The following is a 16,325-nucleotide window of genomic DNA, read 5'->3' as shown; positions in this document are numbered from 1 at the left end:
GGCTATGCTGCGCGCCATGACAGCTCCTGTTGCCCATGTCCTGGTGGTCGAGGACGAAGCCGCCATCGCCGAAACCGTGCTCTATGCGCTGCGCAGCGAGGGCTATGCCGCCAGCCACTGCCTGCTCGGTGGCGAGGCGCTGCAACGGCTGCAGGCCGGGGATATCGACGTGGTGGTGCTGGACGTGGGCCTGCCCGACCTGGGCGGCTTCGAGGTGTGCCGCCGGCTGCGCGCGCAGCCCGGGCCGGCGGCGCAGCTGCCGGTGATCTTCCTGACCGCCCGCAACGATGAAGTGGACCGCGTGCTGGGCCTGGAACTGGGCGCCGACGATTACATGACCAAGCCGTTCTCGCCGCGTGAGCTGGTGGCGCGGGTGCGTGCGCGCCTGCGTCGCGCCGCACCGGTCGCGGCGGCCCCCGGCGCCGATACGGGCTGGCAGGAACATGGTGCCTTCGCCATCGACCGTGAAGGCCGGCGCATCCGCTTCCGCGGCCACGCGCTGGACCTGACCCGCTACGAGTACGCGTTGCTGGAAGCGTTGCTGCAGCGGCCGGGTGCCATCCTCAGTCGTGCCCAGTTGATGGATCGCGGCTGGGACAGCAGCGCCGATAGTGCCGACCGTACCGTCGACACCCATGTAAAGACGTTGCGCGCCAAGCTGCGCGCAGCCGGTGCCAGCGACGACCCGATCCGCACCCACCGTGGCCTCGGCTACGCGCTGGAGGTCTAGCCGATGCGCCTGGTCCTGAAGCTGTTCCTCGGCTTCTTCCTGATCACCGGCATCGCCGCGTTCTTCGTGATGCGCGTGTTCGTCAACGAAGTGAAGCCGGGTGTGCGCCAGGCGATGGAATCGACCCTGGTCGATGCCGCCAACGTGCTGGCCGAGATGGCGGCGGCCGATGTCAAGGACGGCACCATCCGCAGCGGCAGCTTCACCCGCAACCTCGCCAAGGCGCGGCAGCGTGACCTGAAAGCGATGGTCTGGCGCTTTCCCAAGCGCTCACTGGACTACCGGGTGACCATCACCGATGCCAAGGGCATCGTCATCTACGACTCGCTGGGCCGCGACCTGGGGCGTGACAATTCGCGCTGGAACGATGTCTACCGCACCCTGCGTGGCGAGTACGGCGCCCGCTCCAGCCCGGAAGTGCCAGGCGAAGAAGGCGATACGGTGATGCATGTGGCGGCGCCGGTATACGACCCGGCCGATGGCCGCACCCTGATCGGCGTGCTCAGCCTGGCCCAGCCCAATCGCAGCATCGATCCGTTCATTGCGGCCAGCCAGCGCGCCATCATCGAGCGCGGCGCCTGGCTGATCGGATTGTCGGCGCTGGTCGGCGTGCTGGTGACGATGTGGCTCACGACGGGCCTTGGCCAGCTCAGCCGCTATGCACGGGCGGTCAGCGCCGGCGAACCGGTGCCACCGCCGCGGCGGCGCCGCGACGAGATCGGCGATCTGGGCCAGGCACTGGAAACAATGCGCCGCAAGCTGGAGGGCAAGGCCTACGTCGAGCAGTACGTGCAGTCGCTGACGCATGAAATGAAAAGCCCGTTGGCGGCGATCCGCGGTGCCGCCGAGCTGCTGCAGGAGCCGCTGCCGGAGGCCGACCGCGTGCATTTCGCACGCAGCATCGTCGATCAGCAGGAGCGGCTGACCGAGACGATCGACAAGCTGCTGGCGCTGGCCGAAGTGGAACAGCACGGCTGGCTGCAGACCCGCGATCCGATCGCGCTGCCAACCTTGCTGGCCGATGCGGCGGCGGCGGCGCAGGTGCGTGCGCAGGCGGCCGGCGTGCAGGTTCGCATCGGCAGCGTGCCCGACATGCGCGTGCAGGGTGATGCCTATCTGCTGCGGCAGGCGTTGCACAACCTGATCGACAACGCCATTGCCTTCTCACCGCCCGGCGCGGACATCGCGCTGCAGGCCGAGGTGGACGGGCAGGGCGTGCGCCTGCAGGTAGCGGATCGCGGCGCCGGCATTCCCGACTACGCGCGCGAACGGGTGTTCGAACGCTTCTATTCGCTGGCCCGCCCCGGCAGCGGCCGGCGCAGTTCCGGCCTGGGCCTGCCGTTCGTGCAGGAAGTGGCTCGCCTGCATGACGGACGCGCCAGCCTCGACGCCCGCGATGGCGGTGGCACGGTGGCCAGCCTGTGGCTGCCGTTGGGTGCAGCGGGCCAGCGCCCGCGCCGCTGACTTCACACTCGCTTCAAATTCGCCACAAACCCTGCTCACCGCAGCGGTCCATCCTGCAGCCCTCTCCAACGAGGATGGACCATGAAATCCCTGAAGATGCTGCTGCGGTTCGCCATTGTCGGCGGGCTGATCCTGTTGTTGCTGGTGCCGCTGATGATGATCCGCGGGGTGATCACCGAGCGCAGCCAGTACCGCGACGAGGCCTTTGCGCGGGTGGCCGACAGCCGTGCCGGCACGCAGCAGCTGGTGGGCCCGGTGCGGGTGGTGCCGTGGGTGGAACGCAAGCAGGTTGAACTGGTTGACCCGCTGGGCGTCAAGAAGACCGAGGTGCAGGTCACCGAGGGGCACTGGCTGCAGATGCCGGCGTCGCTGGAGGTGGGCGGTGAGATGCTGCCGAGCCAGCGCGAAGTCGGCCTGTTCAAGGTGCCGGTGTACAGCTGGAACGGCCAGATGAAGGCGAGCTTCGCCGCTGACGACTATCCGGTGAAGGCAGGGCGCACCTATGGCCAGCCGTATGTGGCGGTGGGAATTTCCGATGTGCGCGGCCTGGTCGGTACACCGAACCTGCGCGTGGATGGCAAGCAGCTGCGCCTGCTGCCGGGCGTCGGCGTGGCCAGCGAAGTTGGTCGTGGCCTGCATGCGCCGGTGGCCGGTTTCGCTGCGGATCAGGGCGGCACGCTGGCGGCCAGCACCGTTGAACTGGAGCTGCGCCTGGATGGCAGCCGCATGCTGTCGGTGGTGCCGGTGGGCGATGACACCCACATCGCGCTGCGTTCGAGCTGGCCGCATCCGTCGTTCAGCGGTGCGTTCCTGCCCAACGAGCGGCGCGTTGATGCACAGGGATTCGACGCGCGCTGGGCGGTGTCATCGCTGGCCTCCGACGCACAGCGGCAGCTGCGCAATGAAGGTTCGGTCGACTCGCAGGCGGTGACGGTGTCGCTGGTCGATCCGGTCGATACCTACACCCAGGCCGACCGTGCGTCCAAGTACGGGGTGCTGTTCGTGCTGCTGACCTTCGTCGGCTTCATCCTGTTCGAGCTGATCAAGTCGCTGCGCATCCACCCGCTGCAGTACCTCATGGTCGGCCTGGCGCTGGCGATCTTCTTCCTGCTGCTGATCAGCCTGTCCGAGCACATCGCGTTCTGGAAGGCCTACCTGGTTTCGGCGGTGGCCTGTATCGGCCTGCAGGCGGTGTATCTGGCCAACGTGCTGGGCCATTGGAGGCGCGGCCTCGGCTTCGCGGCCCTGCTGACCGTGCTGTACGGCGCGCTGTATGGCCTGCTGGTGTCGGAGAACAACGCACTGCTGATGGGGTCGCTGCTGCTGTTCGTGATCCTGGCGCTGGCGATGTGGGTGACCCGCCGGGTCGACTGGTACGCGCTCGGCGCGGACCTGAAGTAAGGAGCACGCCATGGGCTGGCGCCAGGGATTGCGGCAACGGGCACGGCAGGGCATTCCGGCCCTGCTGGAAGTGGATGCGCTGCTGCAGGCACATGGCGTGCTGGCGGCCCAGCCGGGGGCGCGGATCGCCCCCGGTCTGGTCCGCTTCCAGCTGGCGGCGGTGACCTGCGAAGGATTGCAGGGGCAGGGATTGCGTTGGCTGCAGGGTGCGCGGCAGGGACGCGGCGCGGTGGCCGGGCGGGTGCCGCGCTATCGGCCATGGAAGGCCGGCGCGGAGGCATTGGCCGAGATCGGCATCGGCGGCCTTCCGGATGACTGGCCGGCACACGCGGCGGTGTACGGCTGCAGCAGCATCGACCGGCGGCACTGGTTGCTGTTGCTGCCGGAGCGGGCGCAGTTGTGGCTGGGATGGAGCGGGTGATTCGGCTTTGCGGGTACGAACCAAGACTCTCCTGTGGGTGCGAACCTTGGTTCGCATGCTTCCGCGCCGTCCATGACCGATGGGACGGTATCGCCGCGCCCCGGCTGGCTAGACTCGATGGGTTGATGATCGAGCCGAAGGGCAGGAGTGCGATGTGTTGAAGTGGGGCGTGCTGGCCGCAGCGCTGGTGATGGGTGGCAATGCAGGGGCGCAGCAGCGCGAGACGGTGGACCTGGACATGGTCAGCCGCATCCGCCAGGAGGCGTTCCACCGTTCGCAGGTGATGGACACCTTCAGCTATCTCACCGAGCGCATCGGCCCGCGCCTGAGCAATTCGCCGGCGATGGGCCGCGCCAATGCGTGGACCCGCGGCAAGTTCAACGAATGGAAGCTGGACAACGTCCACGACGAAGCCTTCGATGATTTCGGCCGTGGCTGGGAATTCACCTCGGCGAGCGTGGAAATGCTGGGTGACCGCGTGCAGCCGCTGCATGCGCTGCCCAAAGCCTGGACCCCCGGTACGAAGGGCCCGGTCGAAGGCGAGCTGGTGCAGGTCGACATCAAGAAGCCCGAAGACATCGAGAAGTACCGCGGCAAGCTGCGCGGCAAGATCCTCCTGCTGGGCGAGGCACGCGAATACAAGCGGGGCACCGAGCCCGATTCGCACCGCCACGACGCAACCTCGCTCGAGGGCCTGCAGGAGTTCACCCTGCCCAAGGACAAGGACGCTACCGCCGAGCGCGCCAAGCGGGTCAAGGAGTACCAGGAACGCCAGCAGCTGGCGGCCAAGGTCAATGCGTTTTTCGTCGAAGAGGGCGCGCTGGCCTCGATCAGCATCAGCAGCTGGGACAACGGCATCATCCGCGTTGCCGGCGGCGGTTCGCGCAAGGCCGGTGAGCCGGTGGGAATCCCGGAACTGGCGATGATCAGCGAACACTTCAATCCGCTGGTGCGCGCGCTTCAGGCCAAGCAGACGGTGCGCCTGCGCGTGGATGTAGCGGCGCGCTTCACCGACGAGGCCGACCAGCCCGGCTACAACACGCTGGCCGAGATCCGCGGCAGCAGCAAGCCCGATGAAGTGGTGATGATCGGTGCGCACCTGGATTCGTGGCACAGCGGCACCGGTGCGGCCGACAACGCGGCGGGCGTGGCGGTGATGATGGAGGCGATGCGCATCCTCAAGGCCACCGGCGCCAAGCCCAGGCGCACCATCCGCGTGGCGCTGTGGAGCGGCGAGGAGCAGGGCCTGATCGGCTCGCAGGCCTACGTCGCCAAGCATTTCGGTCGCTTCCCCGAGCCCACTGACGCGGCGCAGAAGGCGCTGCCGGCGTCGCTGCGCGAGCCGACCGGTGCACTGCAGAAGACCCGCGATTACAGCAAGTTCCAGGTTTACTTCAACATGGACAACGGCTCGGGCCGCTTCCGTGGCATCTACGCGCAGGAAAACCTGGCGGCGATGCCGATCTTCGAAGCCTGGCTGGCGCCGTTCCATGACGTGGGCGCCACCACCGTGGCCACCCGCAACACCGGCAGTACCGACCACATCAGCTTCGATCGCATCGGCCTGCCGGGCTTCCAGTTCATCCAGGACCGGCTGGACTACTTCACCAACGTCCACCACAGCCACCTGGACACCTGGGACCACGCCGAACCGGAAGACCTGAAGCAGGCCGCGGCCATCGTCGCTTCGTTCGCCTACAACGCCGCAATGCGCGAGCCGTCCTTCCCGCGAAAGGCAGAACCGTAAAAGGGGACGGAGGGGATTAAGTCGTATCTCCCCTCCGCTTCCCGGTTGCAGCACCCCAGGGCTGGGCAATCGCGACTTAATCCCCTCCGTCCCCTTTTTCCGTCGGGGGCGGTGGGCTGGTAAAATCGGGGGATTCCCGTTCCTCGAGCCGTCCATGACCTGCCGCACCCGCTTCGCCCCCAGTCCCACTGGCTACCTGCACATCGGTGGTGCCCGCACCGCGCTGTACTGCTGGCTGGAGGCCCGTCACCGCGGCGGTGAGTTCGTGCTGCGCATCGAGGACACCGACCGCGAACGCAGCACCCAGGGCGCAATCGACGCCATCCTGGAGGCGATGGAGTGGCTGGGCCTGGACTACGACGAAGGCCCGATCTACCAGACCGACCGCGTCGCCCGTTACCAGGAAGTGGCCGAGCAGCTGATCGCCGAGGGCAAGGCGTACTACGCCTACGAGACCCGCGAGGAGCTGGATGCCATGCGCGAGGCCGCCATGGCCAGGCAGGAAAAGCCGCGCTACAACGGCGCTGCGCGCGATCTGGGCCTGCCCTACCGGGACGACCCGAACCGCGTCATCCGCTTCAAGAACCCGCTGGAAGGCACGGTGGTGTTCGATGACCTGATCAAGGGCCGCATCGAGATCGCCAACAGCGAGCTGGATGACATGGTCATCTTCCGCCCGGACGGCTACCCCACCTACAACTTCGCGGTGGTGGTGGACGACTGGGACATGGGCATCACCGAGGTCATCCGCGGCGACGACCACATCAACAACACCCCGCGCCAGATCAACCTGTATGAAGGCATCGGCGCGCCGGTGCCCAGGTTCGGCCACATGCCGATGATCCTGGACGAGCAGGGCGCCAAGCTGTCCAAGCGCACCGGTGCGGCTGACGTGATGCAGTACAAGGACGCCGGCTACCTGCCCGATGCGCTGCTGAGCTACCTGGCCCGCCTGGGCTGGTCGCATGGTGACCAGGAGCTGTTCAGCCGCCAGGAACTGATCGACCTGTTCGACGTGAAGGATTGCAATTCCAAGGCCTCGCGCCTGGACATGGCCAAGCTGGGCTGGGTCAACCAGCACTTCCTGAAGACCGAGGACGTGGCCGCGATCGTGCCGCACCTGGTCTACCAGCTGCAGAAGCTGGGGCTGGACGTGGCCGCCGGCCCGGCTCCGGAGGATGTGGTGATCGCCCTGCGTGAACGCGTGCAGACCCTGAAGGAAATGGCCGAGAAGGCCGTGGTCTGGTACCAGCCGCTGACCGAATACGATGAAGCGGCGGTGGCCAAGCACTTCAAGGCCGGTGCCGAGGTGGCGCTGGGCAAGGCCCGCGAGCTGCTGGCCGCGCTGCCGGAATGGACCGCCGAGTCGGTGGGGGTGGCCCTGCATGACGCGGCCGCAGCGCTGGAAATAGGCATGGGCAAGGTCGCCCAGCCACTGCGCGTGGCCATCACCGGCACCCAGGTCAGCCCTGACATTTCCCATACCGTGTACTTGGCCGGGCGCGAGCAGGCCTTGAAACGCATTGATGTGGCCATCACCAAGGTAGCAACGGCCTGAGGCATCCTTGCCAGGCCCGAACCGGAGAACACGCATGCCCGCCAAGACCGCCACTGCCTGTACCGCCCCGCACCACCACGTCCACGACGCATCGGATTTCGTGGCGGTGGTCGAGCGTGTCTCGCGCGAACGCGGGCTGCGCCTGACCCCGATCCGCGCCAATGTGCTGAAGCTGATCGCCGAGGCCGGCAAGCCGGTCAAGGCCTACGAGCTGCTGGAATGGGTACGCAACGGCAAGGGCGTGGGCGCTGATGCCCCGCCCACCGTGTACCGCGCGCTGGACTTCCTGATGGCCAATGGCTTTGTGCACAAGCTGGAGTCGGTGAATGCCTTCGTGGCCTGCCATCATCCCAGCAGCGCTGCGCATTCGGTGCCATTCCTGATCTGCAACAGCTGCCACAGCGCAGTGGAGCTGGAAGACCGCGAGATCGTCAGCCAGCTGGAGAAGCGGGCCAAGGAACTGGGCTTCCAGCCGCAGGCACAGACGCTGGAAGTGCACGGTCTCTGCGCGCGCTGCGCGGGGTAACGCAATGGTAGTGCCGGCCGCTGGCCGGCATGCTGAGATTTGAGATTGGGGTCAGATCCCTTTGCCATTGGCAAAAGGGACCTGACCCCGTTTCATGACAAGGGCTAGTCCTTCGGTTTGCCTGCGGTATCCACCCGCACGATCACCGACATGCCGGGCCGCAGCTGCGCGGCCAGCTTCTGGCCTTCATCGATCGATATCCGCACCGGCAGCCGCTGCACCACCTTGGTGAAGTTGCCGCTGGCATTGTCCGGGCGCAACACGCTGAACTCCGATCCGGTGGCGGGCGCGATCTCCTGCACGCGGCCGCGCAGCACCTGGCCCTGGAACGCGTCCACCGAGAACGTGGCCGGCTGGCCGATCGCCATTCCCCAGGTCTGGCCTTCCTTGTAGTTGGCCACCACCCACAGTGTGTCAGGTACCAGGAACAGCAGCTGCGAACCGGCGGCGACATACTGGCCCACGCGCACGCTGGCTTCACTGATCTGGCCGTCGCGCGGTGCGTGGATCACCGTATTGGCCAGGTCGATGCGGGCCAGTTCCAGCTGCGCCTGTGCGCTTTCCACCTGGGCCTCCAGGCTCTTGCGCGCGACCTGGGTCGACACCAGTGTTTCCTCGGCGATTCGGATCTGCGCCTGCGACTGCTGCACGCTGGCCTGCGCCGAGGCTTGGCTGGTGCGGAACTTGTCGCGGTCATTGATCGACACCAACTGCTGCGCGGCCAGTTCCTCGTAGCGCTTCAGCTCGTTGCGCGCGCGCTGCAGTTCGGCCTGGCCAGCCGAGAGCGTGGCGCGCGCCGAGGCGATCTGCGCACGGTTCTGCGCCTGCGACTGGTCGGAGTTGGCCAGCGCCGCGCGCGCACTGTCCAGCGTCGCTTGCGCCTGGGCGACGCGTTGGGCATAGATGCGGTCATCGATGCGCAGCAGCGGCTCGCCCTGCCTTACGTGCTGGAAATCCTTCACCAGCACTTCAGTCACATAGCCATTCACCTGCGGCGCCATCACCGTGATCTGTCCGCGCACATAGGCGTTGTCGGTCACCATCACGCTGCTGGTGAACGGCCACAGGTGCCAGGCGCGCAGGATCAGCGCGATGCCCAGCAGGGCGACCACCACCATCACTACCACGCTGCGCGCGCTGGGCTTGAGGTACTTCGGCGCGACCGCCGGTTCAACGGGTGTGGGCGCAGGCGCCGCGTCGGTCGGCGGCGGTGGGGTCACGTTGTCGGCGTCGTCGGATCGGGGCGGGACGGGGGGCATGGTCGAGAACTCAGCGGGGCGCGGCTGGCGTGGCCGCAGTGGAAAGGGCGGGGTGGCGCTTGCGCCATTGCTTGAGCACGGCGGTGCGCAGCGACAGCAGCAGCAACCAGCACAGGAAGCCGATCGCCAGCCAGCCGCTCAGCGTGAACACATCATTGAAGCCGCGCACGTTGGCTTCGCGGCGAGTGGTCTGCGCCAGCTGCGCGCTGCCCTGCGCGCTGCGCAGCACCGGGTCGGTGATCTGGGCGGCATACAGCTGCTGTTGGATGCGCAGGCGCTGCGCCACCACCGGATCGGCGGGATCGAGCTGGCTGGTCAACGCGCTGGAGTACAACTGCTCGCGATGCAGCTGGAAGGTCCCCAGCACCGCCGAACCTGCCAGGCCGCCCAGCGTCTGCGTGATCGACAGCGTCACCAGGAAGGTGATCATGTGGTCCACACCCTGTTTCAACGCAGCGGAAATGCCGAGCATGATCAGCGGGCCCATGAACATGCCGGCACCGACCGAGGCCAGGAACTGGCTGGCGTAGAAGTCGTGCGGCCGATCCAGGCTGGTGCGGTGCTGGTCGAAGAAGGCGGCAGCGCCCAGCAGCAGGATCGCCATCAGCAGCTGCGGGATCAGCCGTTTGGGCCCGAAAGTCAGTGCAGTGCCGGCGATACCGGTGATCACGCCGGCAAGAATCACCACGAACAGCGGCCGCAACTGATCAGGGCCCATGCCGAGCGTGCGCATCAGGTTGACCACGCCGTAGGACTGCTCGGTGGTCAGGAAGCGGATCAGGAACGCGCCGACGATGAAATGCAGTACGGGCAGGCTGGCCAGCCAGCGTGTCTGCAGCAGCGGATTGCGCCGGTAGTGTTCGATGATGAAGGCGGTGGTGGACAGCACGATCGAGGCGATCAGCGCCCAGCCCAGCCACGGCGTGTTGAGCCACCAACGGGTGTAGCCCTGCGCCAGTACGATCACCAGCAGCGCAACCGCCGGCGCCAGCAACGCGAAGGTAAGGAAATCCAGCGGCTCGAAGGCCTTCACCTGGATGCCGGGCGGCAGCTTCAACACCACTACGGCGGCGAATGCGCACAACGCAAGGCCGGCCTCGAACGAATACAGCTGGTGCCACTGGCCGGTATCCACCAAGCCTGGTGAAACGATCCAGGCGATCGGCACCGCCAGCTGCGAAAGGCCGACGCCGACCACCAGCAGGTTGCCGGTAAAGCGGCGGGGCAGGGCCTGCAGCATGTACAGCGTGCCCAAGGTCGAACAGGCCGCGCCGGCGAAGCCGCTGGCGGCACGGGTCAGCATCGTGGTCTCGAAGCTGCCGACGAACAGGTGCAGCACCGCCAGCGCCGCGTACAGGCCCAGCCCGATTTCGGCGAACAGGCGGATGCCGTACTGCTGGCGGAATTTGAAGGCCAGCAGGTTGGCGGTGACATTGACCATTGCATAGGCCGCCACCAGCCAGCTGCCCTGGGTCGGGGTCAGCGCCAGCTGGCCCTGCAGGAACGGCAGGTTGGCAGTGACCAGCGCATTGCCCAGCCCGCCGGTGATCGCCACCAGCAGCGATACCAGCGCATAAGCCACACGCCGGTACGGTGGGTGCCAGGGCATCGACGCCGAGCCGGGCATGGTCGGCTTCTCGTGCTCCTCCCAATCCGGAACCGGCTTCAGATACGGCTGGACCATCAGCGGGCCTCGCTGGTTGCTCCCTGGAGACCCCCGCGCAGCAGCTGCAGGGCGCGCCCGGCGAGGTGGGCGCGCTCGTCGCGGGTCTTGCCGCGCAGGGCTGCGCCCAGCATGCCCGAGATCAGTGAAATATCCGTCTTCTCCAGATCGGCACGGCACAGCCCGGCGGCCTTGGCGCGGGCGATCGGCTCCTCCAGCAGGTCGCGCACGGTCTCGCGCGCCGCGCGCATGGCCGGCACGTCCGAATCGACCGCACGCCAGTAATCGGCCAGCGCCGGCGAATCGATGATGCGCTGGGCCATGCCCTCGAACACCTCGAACAGTGCGTCGTCGCGGTCGCCGAGCTGTTCGACCTGGCGCCGGATGCGGTCGACCGTACGCTGCAGCAGCGCCTGGATCAGCGCGGTGCGGTCGGGGAAGTTGCGGTACAGGGTGGCGCGGCCCACCTGGGCGCGTTCGACCACCAGATCCAGCGGGGCGGTGACGCCATGTTGGCCGAAGACATGATCGGCGGCGTCGAGGATGAGGGCACGGCGGGCAGCAGCATCGGCACGTTGGGCGGTCATGGAGTTATTTTCGGACAAAAGTGTCCGTTTGGCGAGGCATTGAGTGGCGGGATTGTCCGCTTGTTGTCGTACGCACATCTTTGTGACGGGTGTGTGAGCGCGTGGGTCGAAATGAAAACGGGGGCCCGAAGGCCCCCGCTGCGTACGCGTGGAAGGAGTGGCAAGGAGATCCACGCCATGCGTGGTCTCAGGCCGGGGTCAGAGCCCATTCCTGCGGAATGGGATCCGACCCCCGGCGTGGTGCAGTAGATCCACGCCATGCGTGGATGGAGGAGAGTCAGAAGAACGCGCGGATACCGAATGCGACGCCACGGCCCGGCAGCGGCGAGTAGTCGCGCAGCAGAGAGGTATGCGGACGCACTTCGCGGTTGGTCAGGTTGCTGCCATCCAGGAACACCTCGTAGCTGTTGCTGGCGTTGCGGTCCCAACGATAGGCCAGGTGCGCATCGACCAGGGTGTAGCCATCGCTCGGCTCCTCGTTCTGCGCCACGTCCTTCTGGCGGCTGTAACGCACCGCACCGACCGAGGCGCGCCAGCCGTCCTTCGACCAGCGCAGGTCGGCACCGACGCGGGCCGGGGCGATGCGCGGCAGGTAGCCGGTGTTGGCAAGTTCCACGCTGTAGTTATGGTTGTGGTCGCCATGCGGAACGGCAATGTCGAGGTTGCGGCTGCCGCTGCCATCCAGCTTGGCTTTCACGTAGTCACCGAACAGGCGCAGGTCCCAGTCACCGGCGCCGCCCTCGAACAGGTGCACCAGGGCTTCGGCCTCGGCACCGCGGAATACCGCGTCCTGCTGGGTCCACGCACGAACTGGCAGGCCCTCGGTAACGCCGGTGTCGGCCAGGTAGATGAAGTCCTTGAACTTGGTCTGGTAGACCGAGGCGGAGAAGTCCAGGCGCTCGCTGTGGGTGTGGATGCCCAGCTCCACGCGCTGGCCGCGCTCGGTCTTCAGGTTGGCGTCGCCGATTTCCAGCGAGCGGGTGGCGATGTGTGCGCCGGCGGCATACAGCTCTTCGTTGGTCGGTGCACGCTCGGAGCTGTCCACGCCGATGCGCAGGTCGACGGCGTCGTTGAGCTTCCAGATACCGGCGGCAGACAGGTTGGTGGCACCGAACGTACGGCGGCGATAGTCACCGGTCGGGTCCAGCTTGACCTGGTCGTGGCGGCCGCCCAGTTCCAGCTTGAACGGGCCGAACTGCTTTTCCTGCAGTACAAACAGGCCGATGTTCTTCGTACCGGTATCCGGTACGAACGCTTCTTCACCCTTGGCGCCGAAATCACTGTTGCCGAACTGCAGGCCGAAGGCGCCGTCCCACCCACCGATCTGCTGCTGCACCGCTTCCAGGCGCGCCTCGATGCCACGGTTGGTGAAGCGGGTGGAGGGCGTGCCGGCCTCCAGCTCCACGTGCTCGTAGTCGGTGTAGGCCACGCGTGCGTTGATGTTCTTCAGGAACGAGACCGGGTTGTAGATGCCGGCCTTGGTCTCGAAGCGGTTCTGCACCATGTCGATGCGCACGTCATGCTCGTCGCCGCCTTCCTCTTCATCGCCGTGGTCGTGGCCGTGGTCATGGCCGTGATCGTCGCCGTCGGCGTGCACGTGTGCGCCGTTGGGAATGCCGTAGTTGGTGCGGTAGGTGCTGGCCGACACGCCGAAGTAGCCGCCTTCGCCCAGCCAGGTGGCGCCGACGCCGCCGGCGCGGGTGCGGATGGAGCTGTTGTCGAGGCGGCCGCGACGCGGCTCTTCGCCTTCCTCGCCCGCGTGATCGTGGTCGTGGTCGTCGTGGTGGTCTTCCAGGCTGTCGATCACCGCATAGCCGGGAATGCGGTAGTCGTCGCCATTGCGCACCAGGCCGTCCACATGAAGCACGACATTGCCGCTGACGCCATCGAGGCGGAACATGCCGCTGCGCTCGTTGTTCACCGAATTGCCACGCAGCTCGGCGCGGCCGCTGAGCGGGCGCTCGGGCAGCTCGCGCGCGATGCGGCCATCGACCACGTTGACCGCGCCACCGATGGCACCGCTGCCGAACAGCAGCGTGGCCGGGCCCTTCAGCACTTCGATCTGGTCGGCCAGGAACGGTTCGATGCTGGTGGCATGGTCCGCACTGACGGTGGATGCATCCATGTTGCCCATGCCGTTGGACAGCACGGCCACGCGCGGGCCTTCCTGGCCACGGATGATCGGGCGGCCGACGCCGGGGCCGAAGAAGGTGCTCTGCACGCCGGGCAGCTTGGCCACGGTATCGCCGAGGGTGCCGGCCTTCTGTTCGTCCAGGCGCTCACCGGCCAGCACCTCCACCGGGCGCGCAAGGGATTCGGCATCGCCCTGCAGCGGCGACGCGGTGACCTGCACCGAGGACAGCTCGGTCAGGTGGCGGTCACGATGGGCGGTGTCCTGACCGGCTGCGAAGGCGACGGACGGCAGCAGGGCGGCGAGGGCCAGGGCCAGGGAATGCGGCTTGAGCCGTGCGGTGTGGGCGGGCATGGATGGGTCCTTTGTTACACTGTATCAATCGCGGGGCGCACGAATCCCGTCGATGGGACAGGGGGAGGGAAAGCGTGCGGGTCGGGAAGGGATGTTATATTATTCCATAACGATTCGCCGACCCTGCTGGAAGTCATGTCCTTGTCCTCACGCCTGCGCCACCTGCTCGACCGTTTCGGTGCCACCGGTTCGATGCTTTGCGCGGTGCATTGCGCAGTCATCCCGGTGCTGCTGGCGGCAGCGCCCTCGCTGGGCCTGTCGTTCTGGCTGAGCGACGGCGTTGAACAGGCGCTGGTGCTGTTCGTGACCCTGCTTGGGCTGTTCAGCCTGGTCTGGGGTTACCGCCGCCATGGCGCGCTGCGTGCGCTGGGCTTCCTGATCCCCGGCCTGATCGCGCTGTGGGCTGGCGTGCTGTACGAGCCGCTGCATCACAACGCCGTGCCGCATGCGGTGGTGATGACCATCGGTGGCCTGCTGGTGGGCGTTGCCCATCTGGTCAACCTGCGCCTGAACCACGGCCACGTACACGACGCCAGCTGCGCGCACTAGGCGCTCCATGATAGGATTTTCGATCGTGCGCGGGGGCGCCCAGCAAGGCGGCCCCGCCGAACCCGTGTCAGTACGGGGTAACCAGATTTCACACTTGAGGAGTTGAAGACATGGGTAAGGGTGACCGCAAGACCGCCAAGGGCAAGCGCTACAACGCCAGCTACGGCAACGCCCGTTCGCATACCGCGAGCAAGGTCGCCGTAGGCGCCGCCGCCCCGGTTGCCAAGAAGACCGTGGCCAAGGCTCCGGCGAAGAAGGCCGTGGCGAAGAAGGCCGTCGCCAAGGCCTGATCCGGCCGCGCGACTTGTCCAAGGAAGAACGCGGCGCCTGGCGCCGCGTTTTTTTATGCATGATTTTGCAGAGCCGAGCCCATGCCCGGCTGGCGCAATGCAGCCGAGCGTGGGCTCGGCTCTACAACCGGATCAGCGCAGGGTCTTCTTCAGCGTTTCCGGGTTGCCGTCGTTCGGCGCGGCTGGTACCTGCAGAAGGTGTGCCAGCAGTGGATAGACATCGACATTGTCGAAGCCATCGATCACCAGGCCCTGGCGGAACGACGGGCCACTGGCCACGAACACCGCGCGCATGGACGGCAGCGCGTTGTCGTAGCCGTGCGAGCCGCGGTCCTGCTGTTCGCGCCTGGCGATCTTTTCCTGATGCAGGGCATCCCAGCCTTCATCCATCATGCAGACAATGGCGGGAATGCGCGGATGGGTGCCGTAGTGCAGGCGCGCCGGCAGTTTTTCTTTCTTCCAGCATTCGTAGTGCGCGTGGCGGCCGAGCAGAGCGCGTTCGGCGGCGGCTTCATGGCCGACCACCGGTGCGAAGCCGACCGACTGGCCCTGGCTGACATTGCGCGCAATCGCCGGGTCGACCATCGATTCGGTGGCGATCACCTGGCCAGCGGGGACACTGGCCATGCCATGGTCAGAGACCACGATCACGTTGGTGGTCGAGGCCAGGCCGCGCTGCTGCAGCCCATCGAGCACCTGGCCGACGATCTGGTCGGCGCGCACGATGGCGTCGGCGTACTGCTTCGACTCGGGGCCGTAGTTGTGACCGGCCTTGTCCACGTGTTCCATGTACAGCGTGGTCAGGCGGGGGGCATCGGCGTCGGTCTGTGACAGCCAATCGAGCACGATGCCGGCGCGCTGTTCCAGCGGCTCCTTGCCGTCGTAGATGCGCCACTGGCTGGGGCGTACGCCACGGATCTCCGATTCACTGCCCGGCCATGACGTGGTGGCCGAACGCACGCCAGCATTCTCGGCGCCGACCCAGATCGGTTCGCCGCCCCACCAGCCACTGGTGGTAACCGCTTCGCGATTGCTCAGCTCGAACCGGCCCAGTGCTTCATCGTCCATGCTGTTGTTGACGATGCCGTGGTGGTCCGGGCGCAGGCCGGTAACGAGGGTGTAGTGATTCGGGAAGGTCAGCGACGGATAGGACGGGGTCATCCAGCGTGCGCGCACGCCGCCATCGATCAGGCGTTGCAGGTTCGGGGTCAGGCTGCGGTCCAGCGCATCGGCGCGCAGGCCGTCGATGGAGATCAGCAGCAGCTTCGGCGGTGCCGCCGCAGCGATGGAAGTGGGAACGGAGGCGGAGGGGGGGGGCGCGGTGGTGCAGGCAGCCAGGGGCAGCAGCAGCGCCAGCGCACAGGTCAGGCGTACGGAAGTCATCCGCGCATGATAAGCCGGCGCAATGACGCGCCCAAGACACGGCGCGGTGTCCGCGCATTTTTCCTTATCCCCGCGCCTGTCGGCGCGCGCCCTTCAACAAGAAGGGGGCTTTTCTCCAGACAGATTCCAGATACCTCCATCCACGCATGGCGTGGATCTATCGTGTCGACCAAGGTCGACACCTGCCAGCCGCCGCGGGAATCTGTCGAAGGTGGGGCGGTGTGGGTGGGCAGGACCGTTGGCGCCATGGATGGCGCCATCG

General features: G+C 66.9%; 14 protein-coding genes. 9 read left to right on the top strand and 5 right to left on the bottom strand.

The window, feature by feature from the left end; translation table 11 throughout:
* Nucleotides 1–4: 4 nt before the first annotated feature.
* The 7 genes from creB to ACM0PK_RS19285 all read left to right on the top strand — a co-directional run bounded on the left by creB (nt 5) and on the right by ACM0PK_RS19285 (nt 7,847).
* Nucleotides 5–730, top strand: a complete 726-nt coding sequence (gene creB / locus ACM0PK_RS19315) for a two-component system response regulator CreB (protein ID WP_080375099.1) — start codon at nt 5–7, stop codon at nt 728–730.
* Nucleotides 731–733: 3 nt separating this feature from the next.
* Entirely contained in the window at nt 734–2,194 is a 1,461-nt protein-coding gene (gene creC / locus ACM0PK_RS19310) for a two-component system sensor histidine kinase CreC (protein ID WP_065177469.1), read from the top strand.
* Between the two features lie 81 nt (nt 2,195–2,275).
* Nucleotides 2,276–3,595 carry a cell envelope integrity protein CreD gene (gene creD, locus ACM0PK_RS19305; protein ID WP_414607698.1) on the top strand — a complete coding sequence of 440 codons (1,320 nt, stop codon included), beginning with the start codon at nt 2,276–2,278 and terminating at the stop codon, nt 3,593–3,595.
* A gap of 10 nt (nt 3,596–3,605) precedes the next feature.
* Nucleotides 3,606–4,016: a hypothetical protein gene (locus tag ACM0PK_RS19300; protein WP_414607697.1), complete on the top strand. Its 411-nt coding sequence runs from the start codon at nt 3,606–3,608 to the stop codon at nt 4,014–4,016.
* 154 nt (nt 4,017–4,170) lie between these two features.
* Nucleotides 4,171–5,763 carry a M20/M25/M40 family metallo-hydrolase gene (locus tag ACM0PK_RS19295; RefSeq protein ID WP_414607696.1) on the top strand — a complete coding sequence of 531 codons (1,593 nt, stop codon included), beginning with the start codon at nt 4,171–4,173 and terminating at the stop codon, nt 5,761–5,763.
* Nucleotides 5,764–5,917: 154 nt separating this feature from the next.
* A complete protein-coding gene (gene gltX / locus ACM0PK_RS19290) occupies nt 5,918–7,321 on the top strand; it encodes a glutamate--tRNA ligase (protein WP_005415798.1) in 1,404 nt (467 codons plus the stop codon).
* Between the two features lie 34 nt (nt 7,322–7,355).
* Nucleotides 7,356–7,847 (top strand): Fur family transcriptional regulator, encoded by a 492-nt coding sequence (locus ACM0PK_RS19285; RefSeq protein WP_005415799.1) that lies wholly within the window; start codon nt 7,356–7,358, stop codon nt 7,845–7,847.
* A 104-nt stretch (nt 7,848–7,951) separates the two neighbouring features.
* On the opposite strand, the gene ACM0PK_RS19280 is transcribed toward ACM0PK_RS19285, so the two are convergent.
* The 4 genes from ACM0PK_RS19280 to ACM0PK_RS19265 form a co-directional block, all read right to left on the bottom strand.
* A complete protein-coding gene (locus ACM0PK_RS19280; RefSeq protein WP_065177465.1) occupies nt 7,952–9,106 on the bottom strand; it encodes an HlyD family secretion protein in 1,155 nt (384 codons plus the stop codon).
* A 10-nt stretch (nt 9,107–9,116) separates the two neighbouring features.
* Nucleotides 9,117–10,790 (bottom strand): MFS transporter, encoded by a 1,674-nt coding sequence (locus ACM0PK_RS19275; RefSeq protein WP_065177464.1) that lies wholly within the window; start codon nt 10,788–10,790, stop codon nt 9,117–9,119.
* Nucleotides 10,790–11,356 carry a TetR/AcrR family transcriptional regulator gene (locus ACM0PK_RS19270; protein WP_005415802.1) on the bottom strand — a complete coding sequence of 189 codons (567 nt, stop codon included), beginning with the start codon at nt 11,354–11,356 and terminating at the stop codon, nt 10,790–10,792. The genes ACM0PK_RS19275 and ACM0PK_RS19270 overlap by 1 nt, the downstream gene beginning before the upstream one ends.
* A 277-nt stretch (nt 11,357–11,633) precedes the next feature.
* Nucleotides 11,634–13,841, bottom strand: coding sequence for a TonB-dependent receptor (locus ACM0PK_RS19265; protein ID WP_414607695.1), 2,208 nt, complete (start codon nt 13,839–13,841; stop codon nt 11,634–11,636).
* A 135-nt stretch (nt 13,842–13,976) separates the two neighbouring features.
* Between ACM0PK_RS19265 and ACM0PK_RS19260 the strand changes: the two genes are divergently transcribed.
* Together ACM0PK_RS19260 and ACM0PK_RS19255 are read left to right on the top strand one after the other, a co-directional pair.
* Nucleotides 13,977–14,390, top strand: a complete 414-nt coding sequence (locus tag ACM0PK_RS19260) for a MerC domain-containing protein (RefSeq protein ID WP_414607694.1) — start codon at nt 13,977–13,979, stop codon at nt 14,388–14,390.
* Nucleotides 14,391–14,500: 110 nt separating this feature from the next.
* Nucleotides 14,501–14,680 (top strand): 30S ribosomal protein THX, encoded by a 180-nt coding sequence (locus tag ACM0PK_RS19255; protein ID WP_004150462.1) that lies wholly within the window; start codon nt 14,501–14,503, stop codon nt 14,678–14,680.
* Between the two features lie 132 nt (nt 14,681–14,812).
* Here ACM0PK_RS19255 and ACM0PK_RS19250 read toward each other — a convergent pair whose 3' ends face one another.
* A complete protein-coding gene (locus ACM0PK_RS19250) occupies nt 14,813–16,063 on the bottom strand; it encodes an alkaline phosphatase family protein (RefSeq protein WP_414607693.1) in 1,251 nt (416 codons plus the stop codon).
* Between the last annotated feature and the right edge of the window lie 262 nt (nt 16,064–16,325).

Source organism: Stenotrophomonas sp. FR010 (assembly GCF_047520755.2).
GTDB classification, from domain to species: Bacteria; Pseudomonadota; Gammaproteobacteria; order Xanthomonadales; family Xanthomonadaceae; genus Stenotrophomonas; species Stenotrophomonas sepilia.
This window is presented reverse-complemented; position numbering and strand designations above follow the sequence as displayed.